The following is a 20,674-nucleotide window of genomic DNA, read 5'->3' as shown; positions in this document are numbered from 1 at the left end:
CACCCCGGCCGCCCCCGGCCCCCACGCCCGAGCCGCCCGCCGCTACGGACCGCTCCGCTCCCCCTCCAGCGGCGGCGTCGTGAGCGAGCAGTGCGTATGCCGTTCCGGGTGCCGGCACTCCGCTGTCGGACGCCCCTTGACCAGGAAGAACGCCAGAGCCGCCGCCAGCACCAGCACCCCCGCGCAGATCGGCATCGCCCGGTCGAACGCGGCGTCGAAGGCCGGCGCGGAGCGGTACGCGTCCGCCCCCATCCCCGTCAGCAGCGGCAGCGCCGCCACCGCCACCAGCCCCGCCGCCCGTGCCGCCGCGTTGTTGATGCCGCTGGCGACGCCCGCGCGGGCGGTGTCGACGGAGGCGAGGACCGTCGCGGTGAGCGGGGCGACGAGGGTGACCATGCCGGCGCCCATCACCAGCAGCGCGGGCAGCACATCGGTCAGATAGCTCGCTCCCGGTCCGACGCGCAGCATCAGCAGCATCGCGGCCGCGCACAGCAGCGGCCCGACCGTGAGCGGCAACCGCGGCCCCGTCCGGTCGGACAGCGCGCCCGACGCGGAGGAGAACAGCAGCATCAGGATGGTGGTCGGCAGCAGCGCCGTACCCGCGGCCAGCGGCGACCAGCCGACCGCCACCTGCAACTGGAGCGCGGTGAGGAAGAAGAAGCCGCCGAAGGCCGCGTACACGCACAGCGTGACCAGGTTGACCGCCGTGAACTGCCGGGAGGCGAAGACGTCGGGCGGCAGCATCGGGTTGGGCCGGTGCCGTTCGACGTACCAGAACGCGACCGCCGCGGCGAGGCCGAGCACCGCGCTCACCACCACCGCCGCCGTGCCCCCCTGCGCCTCGATGAGCGCGTACGTCAGCAGCGCGAGCGACAGCGCGCCCAGCAGTGCGCCGAGGACGTCGAAACGGCCGTGGGCGCCCTCGTCGGCCGACTCCGGCACATGCCGCAGGGCCACCGGCACGCACAGCAGGGCGAGCGGCACGTTCAGCAGGAAGACCCAGCGCCAGCCGGGCCCGGAGACCAGCCAGCCGCCCAGGAAGGGGCCGACGGCCGCGCCGATCCCGCCGAAGCCGGACCACAGGCCGACGGCCCGGCTGCGGTCGTCGGGGTGGAAGGAGGCCTGGATCAGGGCGAGCGAGCCGGGGGTGAGCAGCGCCCCGCCGACCCCCTGGAGAGCGCGCGCCGCGATCAGCAGCCCGGCGGTCGGCGCGAGGCCGCACAGCAGGGAGGCGGTGGCGAACCAGACCACCCCGAGGACGAAGATCTTCCGGCGGCCGTAGCGGTCGCCGAGCGAGCCGCCGAGCAGGATCAGCCCGGCCAGCGTGACCATGTACGCGTTGACGGTCCACTGGAGCGCGCCGAGGCTCGCGTTCAGGTCGCGGCCGATGCGGGGCAGCGCCACGTTGACGACGGTCGAGTCCAGCATGGCCATGCTGGAGCCGAGCACCGTGGTGAGCAGGATCCACGTACCCCGGGACGAGCCGAGCCGGACTTCGGGCATGCCCCACATATAACCCGCTCGCGGCAGGAGCGCGCCCGGGTACGGCGACACGGCGGGCCCGGCGTCGTCACGACCGCCGGGCCCGCCGTGATCGGCGTACGACCGATTACTTGATCTTGTTGCCCGCCGAGCGCAGGTGCTGCGTGGCCTCCAGGACGCGCGCGGCCATGCTCGCCTCGGCCAGCTTGCCCCAGGTGCGCGGGTCGTAGGCCTTCTTGTCGCCGACCTCGCCGTCGACCTTCAGGACGCCGTCGTAGTTCGCGAACATGTGACCGGCGACCGGGCGCGTGAACGCGTACTGGGTGTCGGTGTCCAGGTTCATCTTCACCACGCCGTTCTCCAGCGCGGTCTGGATCTCCTGCTCGGTGGAGCCGGAGCCGCCGTGGAAGACGAAGTCGAACGGGGACTCCTTGCCGAACCGCGCGGCGACACCCTCGCTGAGCTCCTTGAGCAGCTCGGGACGGAGCACGACGTTGCCCGGCTTGTACACGCCGTGCACGTTGCCGAACGAGGCGGCCAGCAGGTAGCGGCCCTTCTCGCCGAGGCCCAGCGCCTCCGCCGTACGGATCGCGTCGTCGACCGTGGTGTACAGCGAGTCGTTGATCTCGTGCGAGACGCCGTCCTCCTCACCGCCGGTCGGGGTGATCTCCACCTCCAGGATGATCTTGGCGGCGCGGGTGCGCTCCAGCAGCTCCTGGGCGATGGCGAGGTTGTCCGCGAGGGTCTCGGCGGAGCCGTCCCACATGTGCGACTGGAACAGCGGGTTGCGGCCCGCCTTCACGCGCTCCTCGGAGACCGCGATCAGCGGACGCACGTACCCGTCGAGCTTGTCCTTCGGGCAGTGGTCGGTGTGCAGCGCGATGTTGACCGGGTACTTCTCGGCGACGATGTGCGCGAACTCGGCGAGCGCGACCGCGCCGGTCACCATGTCCTTGCTGTACTGGCCGCCGAGGAACTCGGCGCCACCGGTCGAGATCTGGACGATGCCGTCGCTCTCCGCCTCGGCGAAGCCGCGCAGCGCCGCGTGGAGGGTCTGGCTTGAGGTCACGTTGATGGCCGGGTAGGCGAACTTGCCTGCCTTCGCCCGGTCGAGCATCTCGGTGTAGACCTCGGGGGTTGCGATGGGCATCTGTCCGCTCCTTGTGGTTCGGGTTCTGCGTACGGCCCTGACCTAGACCTTGGTGGGTGACGTCATCGTCGGCCCCCATCTTTCCAGACAGCCTTCCAGACAGGGGGCAACGGACGGCGCCCCCAAGTCCAGGTCAAAGGGGCGTGTCAGTCCAGACCCAGTTCATCCTTCGAGAAGGCGAAGAGGTACGGCACGTCCGCCTGCTCGGCGATGGCCTCGGCGGCGCCCGTGGCCCGGTCCACGATCGTGGCGACGGCGACGACCTCCGCGCCGGCCTCGCGCAGCGCCTCCACCGCGGTCAGCACGGAGCCGCCGGTGGTGGAGGTGTCCTCGACGGCCAGGACGCGGCGGCCCTTGACCTCGGCGCCCTCGATACGACGCTGGAGGCCGTGCGCCTTGCCCGCCTTGCGCACCACGAAGGCGTCCAGGACCTTCCCGCGCGCGGCGGAGGCGTGCAGCATCGCGGTGGCCACCGGGTCGGCGCCCAGGGTGAGGCCGCCGACCGCCTCGAAGTCCAGGTCGGCGGTCAGGTCGAGCATGACCTGACCGACCAGCGGCGCGGCCGTGCCGTCCAGCGTGATCCGGCGAAGGTCGATGTAGTAGTCGGCTTCCTTGCCCGAGGAAAGGGTCACCTTGCCGTGCACCACGGCCTTGTCCTTGATCTGCTGAAGCAGCTCAGCACGTACGTCCGTCATGCGGCCAGCTTAGGGCCTGCGTGGAGGCCCTAAAGGCGCCGCCAGCTCCAGGTCGTGGTCGCCTCCAGCGGCTCCAGGGGTGTGACCAGGCGCGGCTGGGTGTTCAGCCCGTTGGGCGGACCGGTCTGCGGCTCCACGCAGACCGCCTCGGCCTGCTCGTCGTAGACCACCACCCACTCCTCGCGGCTGGCCACCTTCAGCTCCAGCCGCCCCGGCCAGGTGAGCGTGACGTCGACGCCCCCGGGCATGCCGAAGCAGTCGTCCCACGGGCCCGGCTTCGGGTCGACGCGGTGGCCGGTGGGCAGGTGGTCGGCGCCGCGTTCCTCCTGCCAGGCGGGCTTGAAGTCCAGGTCCACGTCCACGCCGTCGAGGGTCCGGCAGAACCAGGGGTGCCAGCCGATCTGCGCCGGGAACGAGTCGTCGTACGTCTCCACGGCCATCGTCAGCGTCAGGCTGTCCTCGGCGAGCGTGACGATCTGGGTGACGCGGCCGGAGTGCGGCCAGGGGTCGGTCAGCTCGTGCGTGATCACCGCCTCGTGCTCCGTGACGCGCGCGGTGCGCCAGGCGCCGTCGCGTGCGGTGCCGTGGATGGCGTGCGGCGGGGAGTTGAGGGGCATCTGCCGGACGATGCCGCCGTCGAGGAAACGGCCGTCACGGATGCGGCCGGCCCAGGGCACCATCGGGAAGCAGCCGAAGCGCTCGCCCTGGCGCAGCAGTTGCGTGCCGCCGATACTCAGTCCGCCGATGCGGCCGCCGTTCCCGGGCCGCACGATCACCTCCGCGTCGCCCGCGGTCAGCGTGATGTCTTCGTTACTCACGACACGACAGTACTTGGGGTGGCCGCGCCGGGCGTACCGCTTCGGGCCGTGGATGGCCGGTCGCGCCCCCGGGAGGCGCCGTGTTCAGCGCCGTCGGCGCAGGGCCCGCCCGACCACGATCGCCGAAGCCACCGCCAACGCGGCCGCCGGGGCCGCCCACTTCAGCGCCTGGTTGGCCGAAACGGTCTGGGGGGCCGGTACCGGGGCATAGCGACCGCGCGGCGGGGCGTGGTCGACCTCCTCCGCGCTGCGGCCGATCATCGTGCGGCGCGCGTGGGCGGCCTCGGCGGGCGGGACGCCGGTGTCGGTGAAGTCGTCCGCGGGGCCCTCCGCGCCCTCGCCGGACTCCTCCGCGTCGTCCGCGTCGTCCGCGTCGGGGCCGAGCGAGGATGGCGGAATCTCGGTGTCGAAAACGGACGTGTGCCCGTCCTCCGGCGCCGTTTCGGCCACCTCCGCCGCTTCCTCCCGCTCCCCCACGTCCTCCCCGAGTCCCTCCAGGAACCGGGTCAGCAGCCGGGCCGCCGCCGAGGAGACCGCGTCGGCGGGAAGCTCCGCGATACGGCCGGACGCCTCCGCGCCGCCCTCGGCCGTGACCGCCGTACCGCCCTCGGCGTCCGCGAGGCGCAGGGTGAGGGCGAGCTTGACCACGCCGGAGCCACGCGCCTCGGTGGCGTCCCCCTCGACGGTGTAGCTGCCGTCGCCCTGGGGGAGTACCCGGGCCGTGCCCCGGTAGGTGACGGAGTGTCCGCCGACGCGCAGCTTGAGGCGTCCGGCGACGGGTGGGGCGCCGGCGTCCTGCTGGAGCCCGGGGACGGCCCGGGCGACGCGCGCGGGGTCGGCGAGTGCCGTGGCGAGACGCCCGGCCGGGACCGGGACGAAGACCTGGTGCTCCATGTCGGCTCAGCCTACCCAGCCATGGCCGGGTCGTACCCTCCCCGGAACGGGCACGTGTGAGGGCGCCCGGTCAGTAGCGCGGATGGATCAGCGTGGAGGGGGGCAGCCCCCTGATCCGGGTCCGCTCGGCCGCCCGCCGGTCCGCCGCGAGGGCGGCCGGGGTGAGGGTGCCGGCTGGGGCCGCCGGGTCCAGGCGCAGCGGCGGGGCGGTGCGGCCGGGGGCGGCGAGCAGGAAGCCCCAGTCGTGCGGGGCCGTGGGCGCGGCCGCCGCGTGGTCGGGGCCCGCCGGGACGCCGGGGTCGTGGCCCGGGACCCGGTAGGGGGTGGCGGCGAGACCGGCCGAGCGCAGGGTCGCGGCGACCGTCCAGAAGACGCGGGGGCGGGCGGCGACGGGGCCCGCGTGGACGACGAGACGCCCGCCGGGGGCGAGCACGCGGCGGGTGAGGCCGTAGAACTCCTCGGAGTACAGCTTGGTGCCGGCGGTGATGCCGGGGTCGGGGAGGTCGGCGATCACGGTGTCGTACGACGCGGCGGGCGCGGTGCGCAGCCAGCCGAGGGCGTCGGCGGTGACGAGGTGGACGCGAGGGTCGGCGTAGGCGTGGCCGTTGGCGGCGGTCAGGCCGGGGTCGTGGCGAGCCAACTCGGCGAGCGCGGGGTCCAGTTCGACGATGTCGACGCGGCGCACTCCGGGGTGGCGCAGCACCTCGCGGGCGGCGAGGCCGTCGCCGCCGCCGAGGATCAGGACGCGTGCGTGCGTTCCGGCGAGGGCGGGGCGCACCAGGGCCTCGTGGTAGCGGCGGGCGTCCCGGCCGCCGACGCCCAGCCGGCCGTCGAGGTAGAGGTCGAGGGGGCGGCCGTCGGTGCCGCCCGCGAGGACGATCTCCTGCACCCCGGTGCGCTCGGCGACCCGGACGTCCGTGCCGTACACCGCCCGGCGCGCGGCGCGTTCGAATTCGGCGGAGAGCGCCGCGGCCGAGGCGAGGACGCCGAGGACGGTGAGGCCGGCGAGGAGCAGGGTCCAGCGGGCGCGGCGGGTCAGGTCGCGCCGGAAGAGGCCGAGGACGAGGGCGCCGCCCGCCACGAGGTTGACCGTTCCGGTGAGCAGCGCGCCGGTCAACTGGCCGAAGAACGGCAGGAGTACGAAGGGGAAGGCGAGGCCGCCGACGAGGGCGCCGACGTAGTCCGCGGCGAACAGGTCGGCCACGGCGGCGGGCGCGTCCTGTCGGCGGATGCGCTGTATCAGCTCCATCAGCAGCGGGACCTCGGCGCCGATGAGCAGGCCGATGGCGAGCGAGAAGGCGACCAGGAGACAGCGCGGGCCCTCGGCCCACAGGCCGCCCCGGTCGCCGGTCCAGGCGTACACGGCGTACAGGGCCATCGCGCTGCACCCGCCGACCAGGGCGAGCAGAGTCTCGACCGCGCCGAAGCCGACGGCCGTGTGCCGGTGCAGCCGCTTGGCGCCGAGGGAGCCGATGCCCATCGCGAACACCATCACGGACAGTACGACGGAGGCCTGGGTGACGGTGTCGCCGATCAAGTACGAGGCGAACGCGACGAGTTCGAGCTCGTACACGAGTCCGCAGGCCGCGCAGACGAAGCCGCACACGAGGACCGGTAACCGCCCCGTGCGGGGCCGGACGGGCGGCCGTGCGGGGCCGGTCCGGGAGGGCGGGGCGCCCGGGGGTGCGAGGGTCTGCGTTTCGATCATATGGCGACGTTACGTCACATCGCGGGCACGCTTCGTCACCCGCACGAGTGGTTTCGCGAGCGGTTGACCTCGTTCGGGTTTATGCCGGTGGATGCCTTCCGGGGCTGTCGGGCCTGTCTGGGCTATGCGGCGTGGGCGTCCTGGGCGTGCCGCCCGCCGCACGCTCGTGCGCCCACGCGGGTGCGGGTGGCGACGAGTTGGCGGTCCTGGGGGTAGGCGTGCCAGGTGCGCCAGTGCACATGGTCGTCGTGCCGCTGGGCCAGCATCGCGGTGAACGCGTGCGGGCTGCCGGGGAAGACGCCGGCGAGGCCGTGCGGGTGCTCCGATACGAGGGCGAGCAGTTCCTGGGCGCGGCCCGCGAAGGAGCCGGGGGTGAGCATCTCGACGCGCGCCGCGAACTCGTACTCCCAGTCCCCGACGCGCTTGGCGACGCCGAGCGGCAGTGGGGTGCTGGAGCCGGGGATACAGGCCACCGTCTCGGAGCACAGGCCGCGCTCCTCCTCCAGGAGGACCTGGTGGGAAGCGCCGAGCAGTCTCAACTGGAGTTTCGTGCCGGTGAGTTCGAGGTCGAGGGTGGCCAGGGCGGGAAGCGGTTCGCGCCCGAGGGCCCAGGCGAGGTCGGCAGCGCGCGTATCGCTGTAACTGGTGTTCAGGGTCGTGAGCATGGATCGGCTCCGCTAACACGCAAATGAGGGGAGATGGCCGTGTCAGCCCGGCCGGCCCGGCCGGTACGAGGCGTCTGCGAGACGTCCTGGGGGCTGCGTTGGCTGCGTTGGCGTTTTAGAGGGAATCATGAACACAGGCGCCGCCACAGCGTTTTTACCCAACTTCGGGGGCATTCCATCCCTGGGGGGGCTCACAGCTCAACTGTTCCACCACGGCGCACGCCGGGCGCGGCCACGGAGGCCCGCAACCCTCGCCCCGACGCCCTCCCCAGCCCCCTCCCCTCACCCCGGCGACCCCCTCGGCCGCCCCCGCTCACCCCTCCCTCAGCTGCTCCCGCACCCCCCGCCGCCCCCGCACGACGAACCCCCGCCACACGACGAACCCCCACCGCACGAGGAGCTCCCCCCGCACGAGTGGCCGCCCCCACAGGAGTGCCCGCCGTGCCCGCCATGGCTCCCGTGGTGCCCACCGTCCGACGACGAGGACGACGAGGACGACGACCCGGAGTCCCCGGCCCACCAGCTCCCACCGGCAGCCCCGGCCGCCCCGCGCCTCCCCCTGCCCCCCGTCCTCTTCCTGCTCCCGCTCCTGCCGGTCACCGCCCTGACGACCACCAGCAGAACGACCACACCCGCCAGCACGACGAAGAACATGACGTCACCCCTCCCGGTCCCCCGAAGCGATCCCCCGTCGGACGCCTCGTCCCATCCCGCGCCACGCGCGGTGCCCCTGGAATGCCCACCCGGGACGACCGCGAAAGCGGAGTTGAGGAACTTCTGAGGGACCTGGACAGCGACGCGCGCACAACCTCAGCGTGACTACTCTTCGTAACTGCTTCAATGCGTGCGGTAGGCGGTCGGAAACGCACGACCGCCGCCCCGAAACGAGGAGAGAACCCCATGCGACGCATGTTCACCAAGGCGGCCGGCATGGCCGCCGTCGGCGTGCTGGCCTTGGCCACGGCGCAGCCCTCCCAGGCCAGCACCCCCGCCCACCAGCGGCTCCGCGCCGCCGCCGAGACCCCCGCGTACTTCGTGATGACCGACATCACGCGGGAGGAGTTCGTCGTCAAGCTCACGAAGCCCGAGGACATCGAGCACGCCCGGGAGCTCGTCAGCGGCGAGACCACCGACCGGCCCCACGTGCTCACGCGGATCGTCAAGCGGACGGCCGGCTACAACCCGCGCTGGAGCTTCCACGCCAACCCGGACACCACCCAGTTCTTCGACTTCGCCATCGAGGTCTGCGACGCGAGCATCCCGTACGTCGAGGACCACCTCGACGAAGCGGGCGGCGCCTTCCTTCCCGGCCTGGTCTGGTGCGACTGGTCCTCGCGCCTCGTCAGGGAGATCCCCGCCCCATAGATGACCGGGCCGGTTGAGGAACTCCGGACCTTGGGCGCAGGATGGCCGCCATGACCTCCACCGCGCGTCCCCTCCTCAACCGCAGGCTCGCCGAGTTCGGTACGACGATCTTCGCGGAGATGTCCGCTCTCGCCCTGGCCACCGGGGCGATCAACCTGGGCCAGGGCTTCCCCGACACCGACGGTCCCGAGGAGGTCAGGGAGGCGGCCGTGCGGGCGCTGCGCGACGGGCGCGGCAACCAGTACCCGCCGGGCCCCGGCGTCCCCGAGCTGCGCACCGCGATCGCCGCGCACCAGCAGCGCCGGTACGGGCTGTCGTACGACCCCGACACCGAGGTGCTGGTGACCGCGGGCGCCACCGAGGCCATCGCGGCGGCGCTGCTCGCGCTGCTGGAGCCGGGTGACGAGGTGGTGGCCCTGGAGCCGTACTACGACTCCTACGCGGCGAGCATCGCGCTGGCCGGTGGCCGCCGGGTGCCGGTGACCCTGCGCCCGCACGAGGGGAGTTTCCGGCTCGACCTGGACGAGCTGCGCGCCGCCGTCACCGACCGGACCCGCCTCCTGCTCGTCAACACCCCGCACAACCCGACCGGTACGGTCCTCACCCGCGCCGAACTGGCCGCGATCGCCGACCTCGCGGTGGAGCGGGACCTGCTGGTGGTGACCGACGAGGTGTACGAGCACCTGGTGTTCGACGACGCCGAGCACCTCCCCCTCGCCGGCTTCCCGGGGATGCGCGAGCGCACGGTGACCATCGGCTCGGCCGGCAAGACCTACTCCTTCACCGGCTGGAAGGTCGGCTGGGTGACCGCCGCGCCCGCCCTGGTCAGCGCGGTCCGCTCGGCCAAGCAGTTCCTCACCTACGTCTCCTCGGGCCCCTTCCAGTACGCCGTGGCCGAGGCGCTCGCGCTGCCGGACTCCTACTACGACGACTTCCGCCGCTCCATGCGGGAGCGCCGGGACATCCTGGCGGCCGGGCTCGCGGAGGCGGGATTCGAGGTCTTCCGCCCGGCCGGCACCTACTTCATCACCACCGACATCCGCCCCCTCGGCGAGAAGGACGGCTTCGCCTTCTGCCGCGCCCTGCCCGAACGCGCCGGCGTGGTGGCCATCCCCAACGCGGTCTTCTACGACGACCGCGAGGCGGGCGCCCCGTTCGTGCGCTTCGCCTTCTGCAAGCGCGTGGACGTGCTGCGCGAGGCGGCGGAGCGCTTGCGGGCCATGTGAGGGACGGTTCACCGCCGGTTGGCCGTGCCCTGCTCGCATCCGGGGCCGGACCCTTGCACAGTGCGGAAGTGTGACCCAAGCCGGAACCGTTCTCGCTCCGCCCGTCACCGCACCCGGACCCGCGCCCGGGGAGCGCGCCCGCGCCTCCCCGCTGAGGGCGGGCGGCGTCGCCGTAGGACTGTTCCTCGGCGCGCGGCTCGCCGGTGCCCTCGTCCTCGCCCTGCTCGCCGGCGCCGCGGGCCGGCCGGTCCTGGCCCTGCTGGGCCGCTCCTGGGACTCGGTCTGGTACCTGGGCATCGCGGCGCACGGGTACGGCCGTGCCCTGGGCCCGCACGGCTACAGCGACCTGGCGTTCTTCCCGCTGTACCCGGCGCTGGTGCGGGCGGTGACCGAGGTCGGCGCGCTCGGCGGGGGCGCGGCCGGGCTGCTGGTGTCCTGGACGGCCGCGCTGGTGGCCGCGGCGGGCCTGTACGCGGTGGGGACGCTGCTGTACGGGCGGTCCGTCGGGATCGCGCTGGTGCTGCTGTGGGGGCTGCTGCCGCACTCCGTGGTGCTGTCGATGGCGTACACCGAGCCGGTGCTCGCCGCGTGCGCGGCCTGGTCGCTGTACGCGGTGCTGACGGGGCGCTGGCTGTGGGCGGGCGCGCTGGCGGCGCTGGCGGGGCTCGCGCGGCCGAACGGGTTCGCGGTGGCCGCCGCCGTGCTCGCCGCGGCCGCCCGGGAGGTGTGGCGGCGGCGCGGCCGGGTTTCCCACAGGCTGTGGACGGGCGCGGCGCTCGCCCCGCTGGGCTGGACCGGCTTCGTGCTGTGGGCCGGGCACCGCCGGGGCGATCCGCTGGGCGGCTACTTCGCCGTCCAGGCGCGCTGGGGCTCGCGGTTCGACCTCGGGCGCGGCTCGCTGCGCTTCGTGCACACCCTGCTGCTGCACGGCGGCCGGGTGGTCTTCCCGGTCGCGTTGCTGCTGGTGGCCGTGGGTGTGCTGCTGTTCGTGCTGCTGGTCCTCGACCGGCCGCCGCTGCCGCTGCTGGTCTACAGCGGGGTGCTGCTGCTGGTCGTGCTCGGCGGGTCGGGCATCTTCGAGTCCAAGCCGCGCTTCCTGCTGCCGGCCTTCCCGCTGCTGCTGCCGCCGGCCCGCGCGCTGGTCCGCACGGCGAAAGCCCGGCCGTGGCACGCGGCCGTGGTGGTCGCGGCCCTGGCCGGGCTGTCGTACCTCTACGGCGCGTACCTGCTGGTGCTGGGGCGCGCGCCGCTGTAGCGATCGGTGGTGGGGACTACTCCGCGGAGCCGGAGCCGGAGTCGGCCTCGCCGTCCTCCGGCTTCTCCGCCCCGTCGACCTCCTGCTCCAGGCCCAGCTGCTCGACCAGCCACTTGTCGAACTCGATCGCGGCGCGCACCCAGCTCACCGTGGAGGAGACGAAGTGGTTGATGTCGACGCCGGTGCCGATCAGCATCTGGGCCTCGCCGATGAGGCGGACCGTGCCGTCGTCGTGCGTGTGGGTGTAGACCTTGGGCCACAGGGTGCGGCGGTTCCAGTCGTCCACCGACTCGAGGAGCTGGGCCTTGTCCTCGATCTGGTGCGGGCGGTCGTAGAAGGTCCGCACCGAGAAGACCGCGTGCTCGGCCTCCCCGCGGAACATGAAGTAGGTGCGGAACTGCTCCCACGGCGCCGCGAGGTCGCCCTCCTCGTCGATGACGTACTTCAGCTCCATCTGCTCCAGGAGCTGCTTCACGAGGTCCTGATCCGGGAGGACGGGGCCGGCCGGTCCCTGGGGCTGCGGCTCGGGCTGGCCCCCGAAGTTCGGAATCGAGGACGGGTCGATGCTCACCGTGTTTTTCCCTTCGTACGGATCCCGCCATCCTCCCCCATGCGGGGAGGGGGGTGGCAACCCCTGACGGGGCCTGTCAGTCTTTGGCTGACATGATCCAGTGCCCGGACGGCGGGCCGGTGAACGACCGGGGGGTCGGTGTGGCGGGGCGGGGACGGACCCGGTGGGGACTGCCGGCGGCGATCCTGGTGGTCCCCGCGCTGGTGCTGGTCTGGGTGGTGGTCGCGGTCGTCGGATTCGCGACGTCGGACTACCCGCTGGGCGGGGCGCCGGAGAAGGTGCCGTGCGCGGAGGCGCTGGACTTCGGCGGCGGGAAGCTGCCGAAGGGCGCGTACGACACCCGGTGCACCGTGCAGACCTGGCTGGACACCTCGTACCACGCCGAGTTCCGGATGCCCCGCGCGCGGGTGCGCGCGTGGCTGTCGGACACCTATCCGTACGGCCCCCAGCCCGGTACCGACCTGTGCGACGAGGCCGCCCACCTCTGCCTGAACATGGACTCGGCCGCGGCACCGCCGCCACCCGGGGCGGCGCCGACGCGGTGACGGTGGACGTGACGTACGAGGGCCCGGACCGGGCCCTCGTACGGTTCGACGCGTTCACCGTGTGAGCGTCACAGCGTCTTTCCGGTCGCCGGGCCGACCAGCAGCCCCTCGCCGAAGCGGTCCACGCGGACCGTGTCGCCGTCCTTGATCTCGCCGGAGAGGATCTCCTTGGCGAGCCGGTCGCCGATCGCGGTCTGCACCAGGCGGCGCAGCGGCCGGGCGCCGTACGCCGGGTCCAGGCCCTCCTCCGCGAGCCAGGCCAGCGCCTCGGGGGTGACGTCCAGGCTGAGCCGGCGCTCGGCGAGCCGCTTGCCGAGCCGCGCGATCTGCAGGCCCGCGATCCGCTCCAGCTCCGGCTTGGTCAGCGCGGAGAAGACCACCAGGTCGTCCAGGCGGTTGAGGAACTCCGGCTTGAAGGACGCCCGTACGACCTCCAGCACCTGCTCCTTCTTCTCCTCCTCGCTCGCGACCGGGTCGACCAGGTACTGGCTGCCCAGGTTGGAGGTGAGCACCAGGATGGTGTTGCGGAAGTCGACCGTGCGGCCCTGGCCGTCCGTCAGGCGGCCGTCGTCCAGCACCTGGAGCAGGACGTCGAAGACCTCCGGGTGGGCCTTCTCCACCTCGTCCAGGAGCACCACGCTGTACGGGCGCCTGCGCACCGCTTCGGTCAGCTGGCCGCCCTCCTCGTAGCCCACGTATCCGGGGGGCGCGCCGACCAGCCGGGCCACGCTGTGCTTCTCGCCGTACTCCGACATGTCGATGCGGACCATGGCCCGCTCGTCGTCGAAGAGGAAGTCGGCGAGCGCCTTGGCGAGTTCGGTCTTGCCGACGCCGGTCGGGCCGAGGAAGAGGAACGAACCGGTGGGCCGGTCGGGGTCGGCGATGCCGGCCCGGGAGCGCCGTACCGCGTCGCTGACCGCGCGCACGGCCTCGCCCTGGCCGATGAGCCGCTTGCCCAGCTCCTCCTCCATGCGCAGCAGCTTCTGGGTCTCGCCCTCCAGCAGCCGGCCGGCCGGGATGCCGGTCCAGGCCCCGACGACGTCGGCGATGTCGTCGGCGCCGACCTCCTCCTTGACCATGGTGTCCCTGGCGGCCTCCTCCTCGGCCTCGGAGGCGGCCTCCAGCTCCTTCTCAAGCTGCGGGATCTCGCCGTAGAGCAGCTTGGCGGCCTTGTCGAAGTCGCCGTCGCGCTGGGCGCGTTCGGCCTGCCCGCGCAGGTCGTCCAGCCGTTCCTTCAGCTCGCCGACCCGGTTGAGGGACTGCTTCTCCTTCTCCCAGCGGGCGGTCAGGCCCCGCAACTCCTCCTCGCGGTCGGCGAGATCACGGCGCAGCTTCTCCAGACGGGCGAGCGAGGCGGGGTCGGTCTCCTTGCCGATCGCCAGCTCCTCCATCTTCAGCCGGTCGACGGAGCGCTGGAGTTCGTCGATCTCCACGGGCGAGGAGTCGATCTCCATGCGCAGCCGGGAGGCCGCCTCGTCCACCAGGTCGATGGCCTTGTCCGGCAGGAAGCGGGAGGTGATGTAGCGGTCGGAGAGGGTGGCCGCGGCGACGAGGGCGCTGTCCGCGATCTGCACCTTGTGGTGGGCCTCGTACCGGCCCTTGAGGCCGCGCAGGATCGCGATGGTGTCCTCGACGGTCGGCTCGGCGACCAGCACCTGCTGGAAGCGGCGCTCCAGGGCGGGGTCCTTCTCGATCCGCTCCCGGTACTCGTCCAGGGTGGTGGCGCCGACCATGCGCAGCTCGCCGCGGGCGAGCATGGGCTTGAGCATGTTGCCCGCGTCCATGGCGGAGTCGCCGCCGGCGCCCGTGCCGACGACCGTGTGCAGCTCGTCGATGAAGGTGATGATCTGCCCGTCGGAGTCCTTGATCTCGGCGAGGACGGCCTTGAGGCGTTCCTCGAACTCGCCGCGGTACTTGGCGCCGGCGACCATCGCACCGAGGTCCAGCGCGACCAGCCGCTTGTCCTTCAGCGACTCGGGCACGTCGCCCTTGACGATCCGCTGGGCGAGCCCCTCCACGACGGCGGTCTTGCCGACGCCCGGCTCGCCGATGAGGACGGGGTTGTTCTTCGTACGGCGGCTCAGCACCTGCACGACCCGCCGGATCTCCTGGTCCCGCCCGATGACCGGGTCGAGCCGGCCCTCGCGGGCGGCGGCGGTGAAGTCGGTGCCGAACTTCTCCAGGGCCTTGTACTGGCCCTCCGGATCGGCGGTGGTCACGCGGCGTCCTCCCCTGGCCTTCTTGAAGGCCTCCAGCAGCTTCTTCGCCTCGGCGCCCTGGCGCCTGAGCAACTCGGCGGCGGCCCCGCCCTTGGCGGCGATGCCGATGAGCAGGTGTTCGGTCGACAGGTACTCGTCGCCGAGGTCCTTCGCGCGCTCGCCCGCGTCCGCGATCGCGGCCAGCAGGTCGCGGTTGGGCTGCGGGGGCGCGACGGTGGATCCGGTCACGCTGGGCAGCGAGGCGAGGAGCTTCTCGGTGCCCGCGCGCACGGCGGCCTGGTCCGCGTCGACGGCGGCGAGCAGGTCGGTGATGTTCTCGTTCTCCTGACCCTGGAGCAGCGCGAGCAGCAGGTGCGCGGGGGTCAGGTCCGGGTGTCCCTCGGTCACGGCCCGGTTGCTGGCCGCGTTGATCGCGTCCCGGCTCTTGTTGGTCAGCTCGGCGTCCACCTTCGCGTTCTCCTCCTCGACGTGCCTCTACAGCCGGGCGTGCGTCCACGGCTGTGCCTGCGCATCCCTCGGCTGACTTAACCAGCGTACATAAAGTTGAGTCTATTCCACTCAAGGCAGCCCGCGCACCGCCCTCGGGCTAGGTTTCCGGGCATGGCGACCTATTCCGTGGATCCGGGTTCCCCGGACGACGCGTACCTCGGCTTCTGGCGCGAGCGGCATCTGTGCACCCTGACGACCATCCGTCCGGACGGCAGTCCGCACGTGGTGCCGGTCGGGGTGACGTACGACCCCGAGGCGCGCCTCGCCCGGGTGATCTGCAACGGCTCCAGCGCGAAGGCCGCCCATGTCCGCGCCGCCGGCCCGGACGGCGCGCTCACCGCCGTCTGCCAGGTGGACGGCCGCCGCTGGGCCACCCTGGAGGGCCGGGCGCGCGTCTTCACGGACCCGGCCCGGATCAGGGAGGCGGAACGCCGCTACGCCGAGCGCTACACGCGCGAGCCCGCGCCGAACCCGTCCCGCGTGGTGATCGAGATCTCGCTGGAGAGAGCGCTGGGACGGGGGTGAAGGGAGTGCTGAACGCGAACGACTCCCTGAGGGCCTTGTTCGATTCGTTTCGGCCACTGCGGGAGATGGCGCATATTCCGATATGTCGCCACGAACAACAGCGGCGTCACCGTGTTCAGGTCACGGTGACGCCGCTGCGGGGGGAAGCACCTGAGGCGATCTTTTACGACGGGGGAATCGCGTCAGGCACTGCGGGGGGTGGCCGAGATTGTTCTCAGGTCGGACTCCACCGGCTCGGTGAGCCGGTGGTCCCGCTGGTCCAGGTTCACAAAGATCATTCCGTACCGTATGGCACACCGCACCGGCTGAGGCGCCCCACGCGGCTTGCGCAGGCACCGGTAGGCCCGGACGTCCTCCTCGTCGTCGCGCGTGACGACGACCGGCTCACCGAAGACGGTCACCATCAGCGAGTCTCCCGGGTGGGGGATCGCGGTCACCAGGTCGATGAAGTGCCAGCCGGAGCGGTAGGCGGTGGCCATCTCACGGCGGAAGGAGCGGTCGTCGGGTGGCGTGGTCACATCAGCTCCCTGAGCCGTCTGCCGTGTCCACCGCCGTCGTGGACGTCGCAGCCGTGGACTCGGCCGCCGTGGGCCACTTGCTGTCCGAAGGCCACTTGCTGTCCGCGCGCACCTCGGTCTTCACGTCGAGCGTGGCCACCGACGGCCACTTGCTGTCCGCCTGAGTGTCACTCTTCGCACCGAAGGGGCCACTCAGCACTCCAAGGGCCACAACGGCGGAGAAGGTGGCGACCAGCACCGAGCGAATCATCTTCTTGCCCATGGTCGACTTCGTCCTCACTTGAAGGTCCCCTTCTTCCCCCGTCAGATAAGACGATGGCTCATTCAGGCACATCATGACCACACAATCAGTGCATCATGTTCCTGCATGTTCAGGACCCTGGGGGGTGGAGATTTGACTTCAAATCGGAACAACACGGCACATCCCCATGCGGTCACCGAACTCTGCGAGGAAGGGGGCCGACTTTACGCCAACGCCCTGCGTACCGGGCGTGTCTCCCGCGCTGACGTGGCATCGGCTCCCTGCCTGATGGAGTTCGCCCTGCTCCACCCCGACCCGGACGACCCCGACTGGCTGCGCCCGGTGCCGCCCGCGGTGGCGCTGGCCCAGCGGCTGTCGCCCATCGAACACGAGATAGCCGACCGCAGGCGCTGGGCGGTCCAACTCTCCGACGTATTCGAGCCGTTCCTCGCGATGAGTACCCAGACCGGGTCCGCGACCCACTCGATCACGGTCCTGGAGGGCAGCGACCGCATCAACGCCGCCCTCGACCTGGCCACCGCCCAGTGCCAGACCGCGATGCTCACCGTGCAGCCGAGCAACCGCTTCACCGAACGCAACGTGCGCCAGGGCCTGGAGCGGGACACCGCCCTGGTGGACCGGGGCGTGCACATCCGCACCCTCTACCAGCACACGGTCCGCTACAACCTCAAGCAACTCGGCTACGTCGCCCAGCTGGCCAGCGGCAAGGTGGAGTACCGCACCATCGACGAACTGGTCGAACGGCTCATCATCTGCGACGAGTCCGTCGCCTTCATCCCCACCCGCGACGACCAGCAGGTGGCCCTCGAACTGCGCAACCCGGGGCTCATCCGCTATCTCATCAAGGTGTTCGAGTTCATGTGGAACCGCGCCGTCCCGCTGACCGCCGGCGCCCCCTACGAGACCGCGCCCGACGGCATCACCGAGATCCAGCACTCCATCGCCAAACTCCTGGTGGAGGGGCACGTGGACGAGGCCATCGCGCGCCGGCTCGGCATGAACGTGCGCACCTGCCGCGCCCACATCGCCAAGCTGGCCCAGGCGCTGGGCAGCGGCAGCCGCGCCCAGCTCGGCTACCTCATCGCCCAGTCCGGCATGCTGGAGCGCGACCAGTGAGCCGGCCGCACCGGCCCCGAGAAGGCCCCTGCGCGGCCCGCTGAGGGCCCGTCACCGCGAGCCGTCCCGGGCGGCCGGCAGACCCCGTTCGCTGCCGTCCAGGCCCGCCTGGGCGATGCGCACCCCGAGCTGGGTACGGCTCGCCGCGCCCAGGGTCTCCGAGAGGCGGGCGATGTGCGCGCGGCAGGTGCGCACGCTGATGCCGAGCCGCTCGGCGATCACCGCGTCCTGGTGGCCCTCGGCCAGCAGCGCCGCGATGGACTGCTCGCGGTGCGAGATGCCCTCGATGCCGGTGTCCGGCAGCGGCGCGGTGAGCGGGATGGCGAGCCGCCACAGCCGCTCGAAGACGGTCACCAGGTACTCCACCAGCGCCGGGTGGCGCAGCTCAAGGGCCATGGTGCGGTCCGCGTTCGCGGGGATGAAGGCCACGGTGCGGTCGAAGAGGATGAGCCGGTCGATGACCTCGTCCAGCGTGCGGGCCTCCACCGTGTCGCCCATCAGCTCCAGGTAGTTGAGCAGCCCCTGCCCGTGCCGGGCCACATGCGTGTACAGGTCCCGCATGCGCACGCCCCGCCCGCGCAGGGCCAGCGCCCGGTGCAGGCCCTCGGTCAGCTCGGCCTCCCGCCGGATGCCGCCCGGCTGCACGGTGAGCACCTCGGTGGTGCACGCCTCGGTCGCCTCGTCCATCGCGGCCTGGATCCGGGACAGTCCGTCCAGCACCCGCACCGCGCTGCCCCCGGCCGGCGCCGCGAGCGCCTGCAACTGGCCGAGCCCGGCGTACCACTCGAAGGCGGCCACCGCCGAGCCCACCCGGCGCTGGCTCTCACTGACCTCGTCGTGGACCCCGCGCAGCAGCCGGGTCATGACCTCCTGCGGGGAGGTGGGCACCAGCCAGTCCATGTCGTCCGGGTCCGGGTGCAGCAGCGCCAGTTCCAGCAGACAGGGCACCGCCTCGGCGTCGGTGCGCGGCACCCGGCCCCCGCGCACCGCCCGCGAGTACACGCGGTCCCCGGCCTCGCACAGCCGGTCGGCACCGTGAGGATGCTGCTCCGCCCTCCGCCCGGCCATCGCGCATTCCACCCCCGGTGTGCTGCCACTTCCGCAGCGCAACTATGCGTGGCCCCGACCTGGTCCGCAACACGGCTCCCCACGCCCCGGCAGCCGGTAACCACCGCCTTGCGGCGGTATCTCCCAGGCTCCGCCCCTCGCATTGCAGCAAGATGACGGCGCGGCACCGGGCACATGTCGGGGGCATCGGCCGCCGCGCGCAGGGCCTTCCTTCCGGATCAGGAGAGTTACTTCAGGCCGATCGCGTTGCACTCCGCCTTGAACTTGGGGGTGCAGATGTCGCCGACGGTGTAGATGCCGTCCACGATGACCGTGTCCTTGATGGTCTTGCGGGTCAGGGCGGTCACCTGGACCAGGTGGGCCGGGATGTTCTTGGTGGTGGGGCTGTCCACCTTGTCCTCGGTGAGGGCGTCGAACTGGATGTCCTTGCCCTGAAGCCTGGCGACGGCCATCTGTGCCGCGGCCTCGGCCTCGTCCGGGTAGGGCTTGTAGACGGTCATGTACTGGTCGCCCGCCACCACCCGCTGCACGGCGTCCAGGTCGGCGTCCTGGCCGGTGACCGGGGGCAGGCTGGTGACGCCCGCGGCCTTCAGGGCCTTGATGATGCCGCCCGCCATGCCGTCGTTCGCGGAGTAGACGCCCGCTATGTTGCCCGCGCCGACCCGGCTGATCGCCTTCGCCATGTTGGCCTGGGCGTTCTCCGGCTTCCAGTCCGTGGTGTCGTAGCTGGCCGCGATGGTCACCTTGCCGGTCAGCTCGGAGAGCGCGCCCTCCTTGAACTGCTTGGCGTTCGGGTCGGTGGGCGAGCCGTTGATCATGACGATCTTCGTCGTGGAGCCGGCGTTCGGGCCCAGCCCCTCCAGCAGCGTGCGGGCCTGCACCTCGCCGACGAGTTCGTTGTCGAAGGAGACGTAGGCGGTGATCGGGCCCTCGGCCAGGCGGTCGTAGGCGATGACCGGGATGCCCGCGTCCTTGGCCTTCTTCACCTCGCCCGCGATGGCGTGCGAGTCGACGGCGTCGAGCAGGATCGCGTCGACCTTGTCGTCGATCATCTTCTGCATCTGGCGGGACTGCTTGGCGGCGTCCGCGTCCGCGTTGGCGTAGGTGACCTTGCCCTGCTTCGCGGTCAGCTCGGCGACCTTGCTCTTGATGATGGGGTAGTCGAACTTGTCGTAGCGGGCGATGCTGGCGGCGTTCTCCGGGAGCAGCAGGCCCACCGTGATGTCGTTGCCCTTGGCCGGGCTCGCGCTCGTGCTGTCCCCTGTCGCGTCGAGTACGCCGCAACCGGCCAGCGAGAGGGTCACCGCGGACGCGGCCACGGACAGGGCGATACGACGCATACGAGGGCTCACTTCACGTGTGTTTCGGACGTGGGCACTGCTAATAGGACCCAGGTGTCTGAAAGCCAACGCGCAGCGGACAGCCGACGTCAAGAACGCTTGCTTAACGAGTGCGCAACACTACGCGCCGTCGAACCTGTGAAAGCGGTGCGGGAACCTCTCCGGCCTCCCTTTACGAGCCGTCCACCCAGGGGGAGTTCACGCGACGCGGCGAACCGGCCGGGCCGCCGCCGGGCCGGGCACGGCGGAGGGCCCCCGGACGGGACGCGTCCGGGGGCCCTCGCCGCGCGGGGTGGTACGGGCGGTCAGTCGCCCTGCTGCGGAGAGCGCTTGGGCCGCCAGACGACCAGCGCGCTGGTCTGCTGGACCTCCTGATAGGGGACCAGGTCCCGCCGGTAGGAGGCGTGCACGGCGGCCTCGCGCTGGCGCATGGCGGCCGCGGCGCCGTCCAGGGCCGCCTCCAGCTCCGCGACGCGGGACTGGAGCGCGGCGACCTGGTTCTCCAGTTCGATGATGCGCTTGATGCCGGCCAGGTTGATGCCCTCGTCCTGCGACAACTGCTGCACCTGGCGGAGCAGTTCGATGTCCCGGGCCGAGTAGCGCCGGCCCCGGCCCGCGGTGCGGTCCGGGGAGACCAGGCCAAGGCGGTCGTACTGGCGCAGCGTCTGCGGGTGGAGTCCGGAGAGCTGGGCCGCCACCGAGATGACGTAGACCGGGGTCTCCTCGGTCAGTTCGTACGGGTTGCGCCGGCGGCCTTCCATCA

At 72.1% G+C, this 20,674-nt stretch carries 20 protein-coding genes; 6 read left to right on the top strand and 14 right to left on the bottom strand.

Annotation, left to right across the window (positions count from 1 at the left end):
- Nucleotides 1-42 precede the first annotated feature (42 nt).
- The 7 genes from AB0927_RS21720 to AB0927_RS21690 form a co-directional block, all read right to left on the bottom strand.
- Nucleotides 43-1,503 (bottom strand): MFS transporter, encoded by a 1,461-nt coding sequence (locus tag AB0927_RS21720; RefSeq protein ID WP_366669311.1) that lies wholly within the window; start codon nucleotides 1,501-1,503, stop codon nucleotides 43-45.
- A gap of 106 nt (nucleotides 1,504-1,609) precedes the next feature.
- On the bottom strand, nucleotides 1,610-2,632 hold the full coding sequence (gene fbaA, locus AB0927_RS21715; RefSeq protein ID WP_366669310.1) for a class II fructose-bisphosphate aldolase: 1,023 nt from the start codon (nucleotides 2,630-2,632) through the stop codon (nucleotides 1,610-1,612).
- 146 nt (nucleotides 2,633-2,778) lie between these two features.
- Nucleotides 2,779-3,327, bottom strand: coding sequence for an orotate phosphoribosyltransferase (gene pyrE, locus AB0927_RS21710; protein ID WP_366669309.1), 549 nt, complete (start codon nucleotides 3,325-3,327; stop codon nucleotides 2,779-2,781).
- Nucleotides 3,328-3,356: 29 nt separating this feature from the next.
- Complete coding sequence (locus AB0927_RS21705) at nucleotides 3,357-4,145, bottom strand: aldose 1-epimerase (RefSeq protein WP_366669308.1); 789 nt, start codon at nucleotides 4,143-4,145, stop codon at nucleotides 3,357-3,359.
- A gap of 84 nt (nucleotides 4,146-4,229) precedes the next feature.
- Nucleotides 4,230-5,039: an SRPBCC domain-containing protein gene (locus AB0927_RS21700; protein WP_366669307.1), complete on the bottom strand. Its 810-nt coding sequence runs from the start codon at nucleotides 5,037-5,039 to the stop codon at nucleotides 4,230-4,232.
- A gap of 70 nt (nucleotides 5,040-5,109) precedes the next feature.
- Nucleotides 5,110-6,747: a polyamine aminopropyltransferase gene (locus AB0927_RS21695; RefSeq protein WP_366669306.1), complete on the bottom strand. Its 1,638-nt coding sequence runs from the start codon at nucleotides 6,745-6,747 to the stop codon at nucleotides 5,110-5,112.
- A gap of 122 nt (nucleotides 6,748-6,869) precedes the next feature.
- The gene (locus AB0927_RS21690) at nucleotides 6,870-7,412 is read right to left on the bottom strand and encodes a DUF2617 family protein (RefSeq protein WP_366669305.1); all 543 of its coding nucleotides are present in this window, start codon (nucleotides 7,410-7,412) and stop codon (nucleotides 6,870-6,872) included.
- 900 nt (nucleotides 7,413-8,312) lie between these two features.
- Here AB0927_RS21690 and AB0927_RS21685 point away from each other — a divergent pair.
- From AB0927_RS21685 to AB0927_RS21675, 3 genes are all read left to right on the top strand, one after another.
- Nucleotides 8,313-8,777: a calmodulin-binding protein gene (locus tag AB0927_RS21685; RefSeq protein ID WP_366669304.1), complete on the top strand. Its 465-nt coding sequence runs from the start codon at nucleotides 8,313-8,315 to the stop codon at nucleotides 8,775-8,777.
- Nucleotides 8,778-8,818: 41 nt separating this feature from the next.
- Nucleotides 8,819-10,003: a pyridoxal phosphate-dependent aminotransferase gene (locus tag AB0927_RS21680; protein ID WP_366669303.1), complete on the top strand. Its 1,185-nt coding sequence runs from the start codon at nucleotides 8,819-8,821 to the stop codon at nucleotides 10,001-10,003.
- A 151-nt stretch (nucleotides 10,004-10,154) separates the two neighbouring features.
- Nucleotides 10,155-11,258 carry a hypothetical protein gene (locus AB0927_RS21675; protein ID WP_366669397.1) on the top strand — a complete coding sequence of 368 codons (1,104 nt, stop codon included), beginning with the start codon at nucleotides 10,155-10,157 and terminating at the stop codon, nucleotides 11,256-11,258.
- A gap of 16 nt (nucleotides 11,259-11,274) precedes the next feature.
- Here AB0927_RS21675 and AB0927_RS21670 read toward each other — a convergent pair whose 3' ends face one another.
- The gene (locus tag AB0927_RS21670; RefSeq protein ID WP_366669302.1) at nucleotides 11,275-11,829 is read right to left on the bottom strand and encodes a YbjN domain-containing protein; all 555 of its coding nucleotides are present in this window, start codon (nucleotides 11,827-11,829) and stop codon (nucleotides 11,275-11,277) included.
- A gap of 92 nt (nucleotides 11,830-11,921) precedes the next feature.
- Between AB0927_RS21670 and AB0927_RS21665 the strand changes: the two genes are divergently transcribed.
- The gene (locus tag AB0927_RS21665; protein ID WP_366669301.1) at nucleotides 11,922-12,374 is read left to right on the top strand and encodes a hypothetical protein; all 453 of its coding nucleotides are present in this window, start codon (nucleotides 11,922-11,924) and stop codon (nucleotides 12,372-12,374) included.
- Nucleotides 12,375-12,442: 68 nt separating this feature from the next.
- Here the strand turns inward: AB0927_RS21665 and clpB are convergent, their stop codons facing one another.
- Nucleotides 12,443-15,040, bottom strand: coding sequence for an ATP-dependent chaperone ClpB (gene clpB / locus AB0927_RS21660; RefSeq protein WP_366669299.1), 2,598 nt, complete (start codon nucleotides 15,038-15,040; stop codon nucleotides 12,443-12,445).
- A 153-nt stretch (nucleotides 15,041-15,193) separates the two neighbouring features.
- On the opposite strand from clpB, the gene AB0927_RS21655 reads away from it, so the two are divergent.
- Nucleotides 15,194-15,607 (top strand): TIGR03618 family F420-dependent PPOX class oxidoreductase, encoded by a 414-nt coding sequence (locus AB0927_RS21655; protein WP_366669298.1) that lies wholly within the window; start codon nucleotides 15,194-15,196, stop codon nucleotides 15,605-15,607.
- A gap of 182 nt (nucleotides 15,608-15,789) precedes the next feature.
- On the opposite strand, the gene AB0927_RS21650 is transcribed toward AB0927_RS21655, so the two are convergent.
- Nucleotides 15,790-16,125: a hypothetical protein gene (locus AB0927_RS21650; protein WP_085565785.1), complete on the bottom strand. Its 336-nt coding sequence runs from the start codon at nucleotides 16,123-16,125 to the stop codon at nucleotides 15,790-15,792.
- A gap of 1 nt (nucleotide 16,126) precedes the next feature.
- Nucleotides 16,127-16,387, bottom strand: coding sequence for a hypothetical protein (locus AB0927_RS21645; protein ID WP_366669297.1), 261 nt, complete (start codon nucleotides 16,385-16,387; stop codon nucleotides 16,127-16,129).
- Nucleotides 16,388-16,492: 105 nt separating this feature from the next.
- Here AB0927_RS21645 and AB0927_RS21640 point away from each other — a divergent pair, with 105 nt between their 5' ends.
- Nucleotides 16,493-17,503, top strand: a complete 1,011-nt coding sequence (locus tag AB0927_RS21640; RefSeq protein ID WP_366669296.1) for a helix-turn-helix transcriptional regulator — start codon at nucleotides 16,493-16,495, stop codon at nucleotides 17,501-17,503.
- Nucleotides 17,504-17,554: 51 nt separating this feature from the next.
- On the opposite strand, the gene AB0927_RS21635 is transcribed toward AB0927_RS21640, so the two are convergent.
- The 3 genes from AB0927_RS21635 to AB0927_RS21625 all read right to left on the bottom strand — a co-directional run bounded on the left by AB0927_RS21635 (nucleotide 17,555) and on the right by AB0927_RS21625 (nucleotide 20,672).
- Nucleotides 17,555-18,571 carry a LuxR C-terminal-related transcriptional regulator gene (locus AB0927_RS21635; RefSeq protein ID WP_366669295.1) on the bottom strand — a complete coding sequence of 339 codons (1,017 nt, stop codon included), beginning with the start codon at nucleotides 18,569-18,571 and terminating at the stop codon, nucleotides 17,555-17,557.
- A 227-nt stretch (nucleotides 18,572-18,798) separates the two neighbouring features.
- Nucleotides 18,799-19,911, bottom strand: a complete 1,113-nt coding sequence (locus tag AB0927_RS21630; protein ID WP_366669294.1) for a substrate-binding domain-containing protein — start codon at nucleotides 19,909-19,911, stop codon at nucleotides 18,799-18,801.
- A 305-nt stretch (nucleotides 19,912-20,216) separates the two neighbouring features.
- Nucleotides 20,217-20,672: a helix-turn-helix domain-containing protein gene (locus AB0927_RS21625; RefSeq protein ID WP_366669293.1), complete on the bottom strand. Its 456-nt coding sequence runs from the start codon at nucleotides 20,670-20,672 to the stop codon at nucleotides 20,217-20,219.
- Nucleotides 20,673-20,674 lie beyond the last annotated feature (2 nt).

Source organism: Streptomyces sp. NPDC048106, assembly GCF_040706415.1.
Classification (GTDB): domain Bacteria; phylum Actinomycetota; class Actinomycetes; order Streptomycetales; family Streptomycetaceae; genus Streptomyces.
Note: the sequence above shows the minus strand (reverse complement) of the source record. Positions and strands in the feature narration are given on the sequence as shown.

Bases quoted from the DNA above. Each gene is read 5' to 3' on its own strand.
- AB0927_RS21720 (WP_366669311.1), bottom strand. From the start codon at position 1,503: ATGCCCGAAGTCCGGCTCGGCTCGTCCCGGGGTACGTGGATCCTGCTC.
- fbaA (WP_366669310.1), bottom strand. From the start codon at position 2,632: ATGCCCATCGCAACCCCCGAGGTCTACACCGAGATGCTCGACCGGGCG.
- pyrE (WP_366669309.1), bottom strand. From the start codon at position 3,327: ATGACGGACGTACGTGCTGAGCTGCTTCAGCAGATCAAGGACAAGGCC.
- AB0927_RS21700 (WP_366669307.1), bottom strand. From the start codon at position 5,039: ATGGAGCACCAGGTCTTCGTCCCGGTCCCGGCCGGGCGTCTCGCCACG.
- AB0927_RS21695 (WP_366669306.1), bottom strand. From the start codon at position 6,747: ATGATCGAAACGCAGACCCTCGCACCCCCGGGCGCCCCGCCCTCCCGG.
- AB0927_RS21690 (WP_366669305.1), bottom strand. From the start codon at position 7,412: ATGCTCACGACCCTGAACACCAGTTACAGCGATACGCGCGCTGCCGAC.
- AB0927_RS21685 (WP_366669304.1), top strand. From the start codon at position 8,313: ATGCGACGCATGTTCACCAAGGCGGCCGGCATGGCCGCCGTCGGCGTG.
- AB0927_RS21680 (WP_366669303.1), top strand. From the start codon at position 8,819: ATGGCCGCCATGACCTCCACCGCGCGTCCCCTCCTCAACCGCAGGCTC.
- AB0927_RS21665 (WP_366669301.1), top strand. From the start codon at position 11,922: ATGATCCAGTGCCCGGACGGCGGGCCGGTGAACGACCGGGGGGTCGGT.
- AB0927_RS21655 (WP_366669298.1), top strand. From the start codon at position 15,194: ATGGCGACCTATTCCGTGGATCCGGGTTCCCCGGACGACGCGTACCTC.
- AB0927_RS21645 (WP_366669297.1), bottom strand. From the start codon at position 16,387: ATGGGCAAGAAGATGATTCGCTCGGTGCTGGTCGCCACCTTCTCCGCC.
- AB0927_RS21640 (WP_366669296.1), top strand. From the start codon at position 16,493: ATGTTCAGGACCCTGGGGGGTGGAGATTTGACTTCAAATCGGAACAAC.
- AB0927_RS21635 (WP_366669295.1), bottom strand. From the start codon at position 18,571: ATGGCCGGGCGGAGGGCGGAGCAGCATCCTCACGGTGCCGACCGGCTG.
- AB0927_RS21630 (WP_366669294.1), bottom strand. From the start codon at position 19,911: ATGCGTCGTATCGCCCTGTCCGTGGCCGCGTCCGCGGTGACCCTCTCG.
- AB0927_RS21625 (WP_366669293.1), bottom strand. From the start codon at position 20,672: ATGGAAGGCCGCCGGCGCAACCCGTACGAACTGACCGAGGAGACCCCG.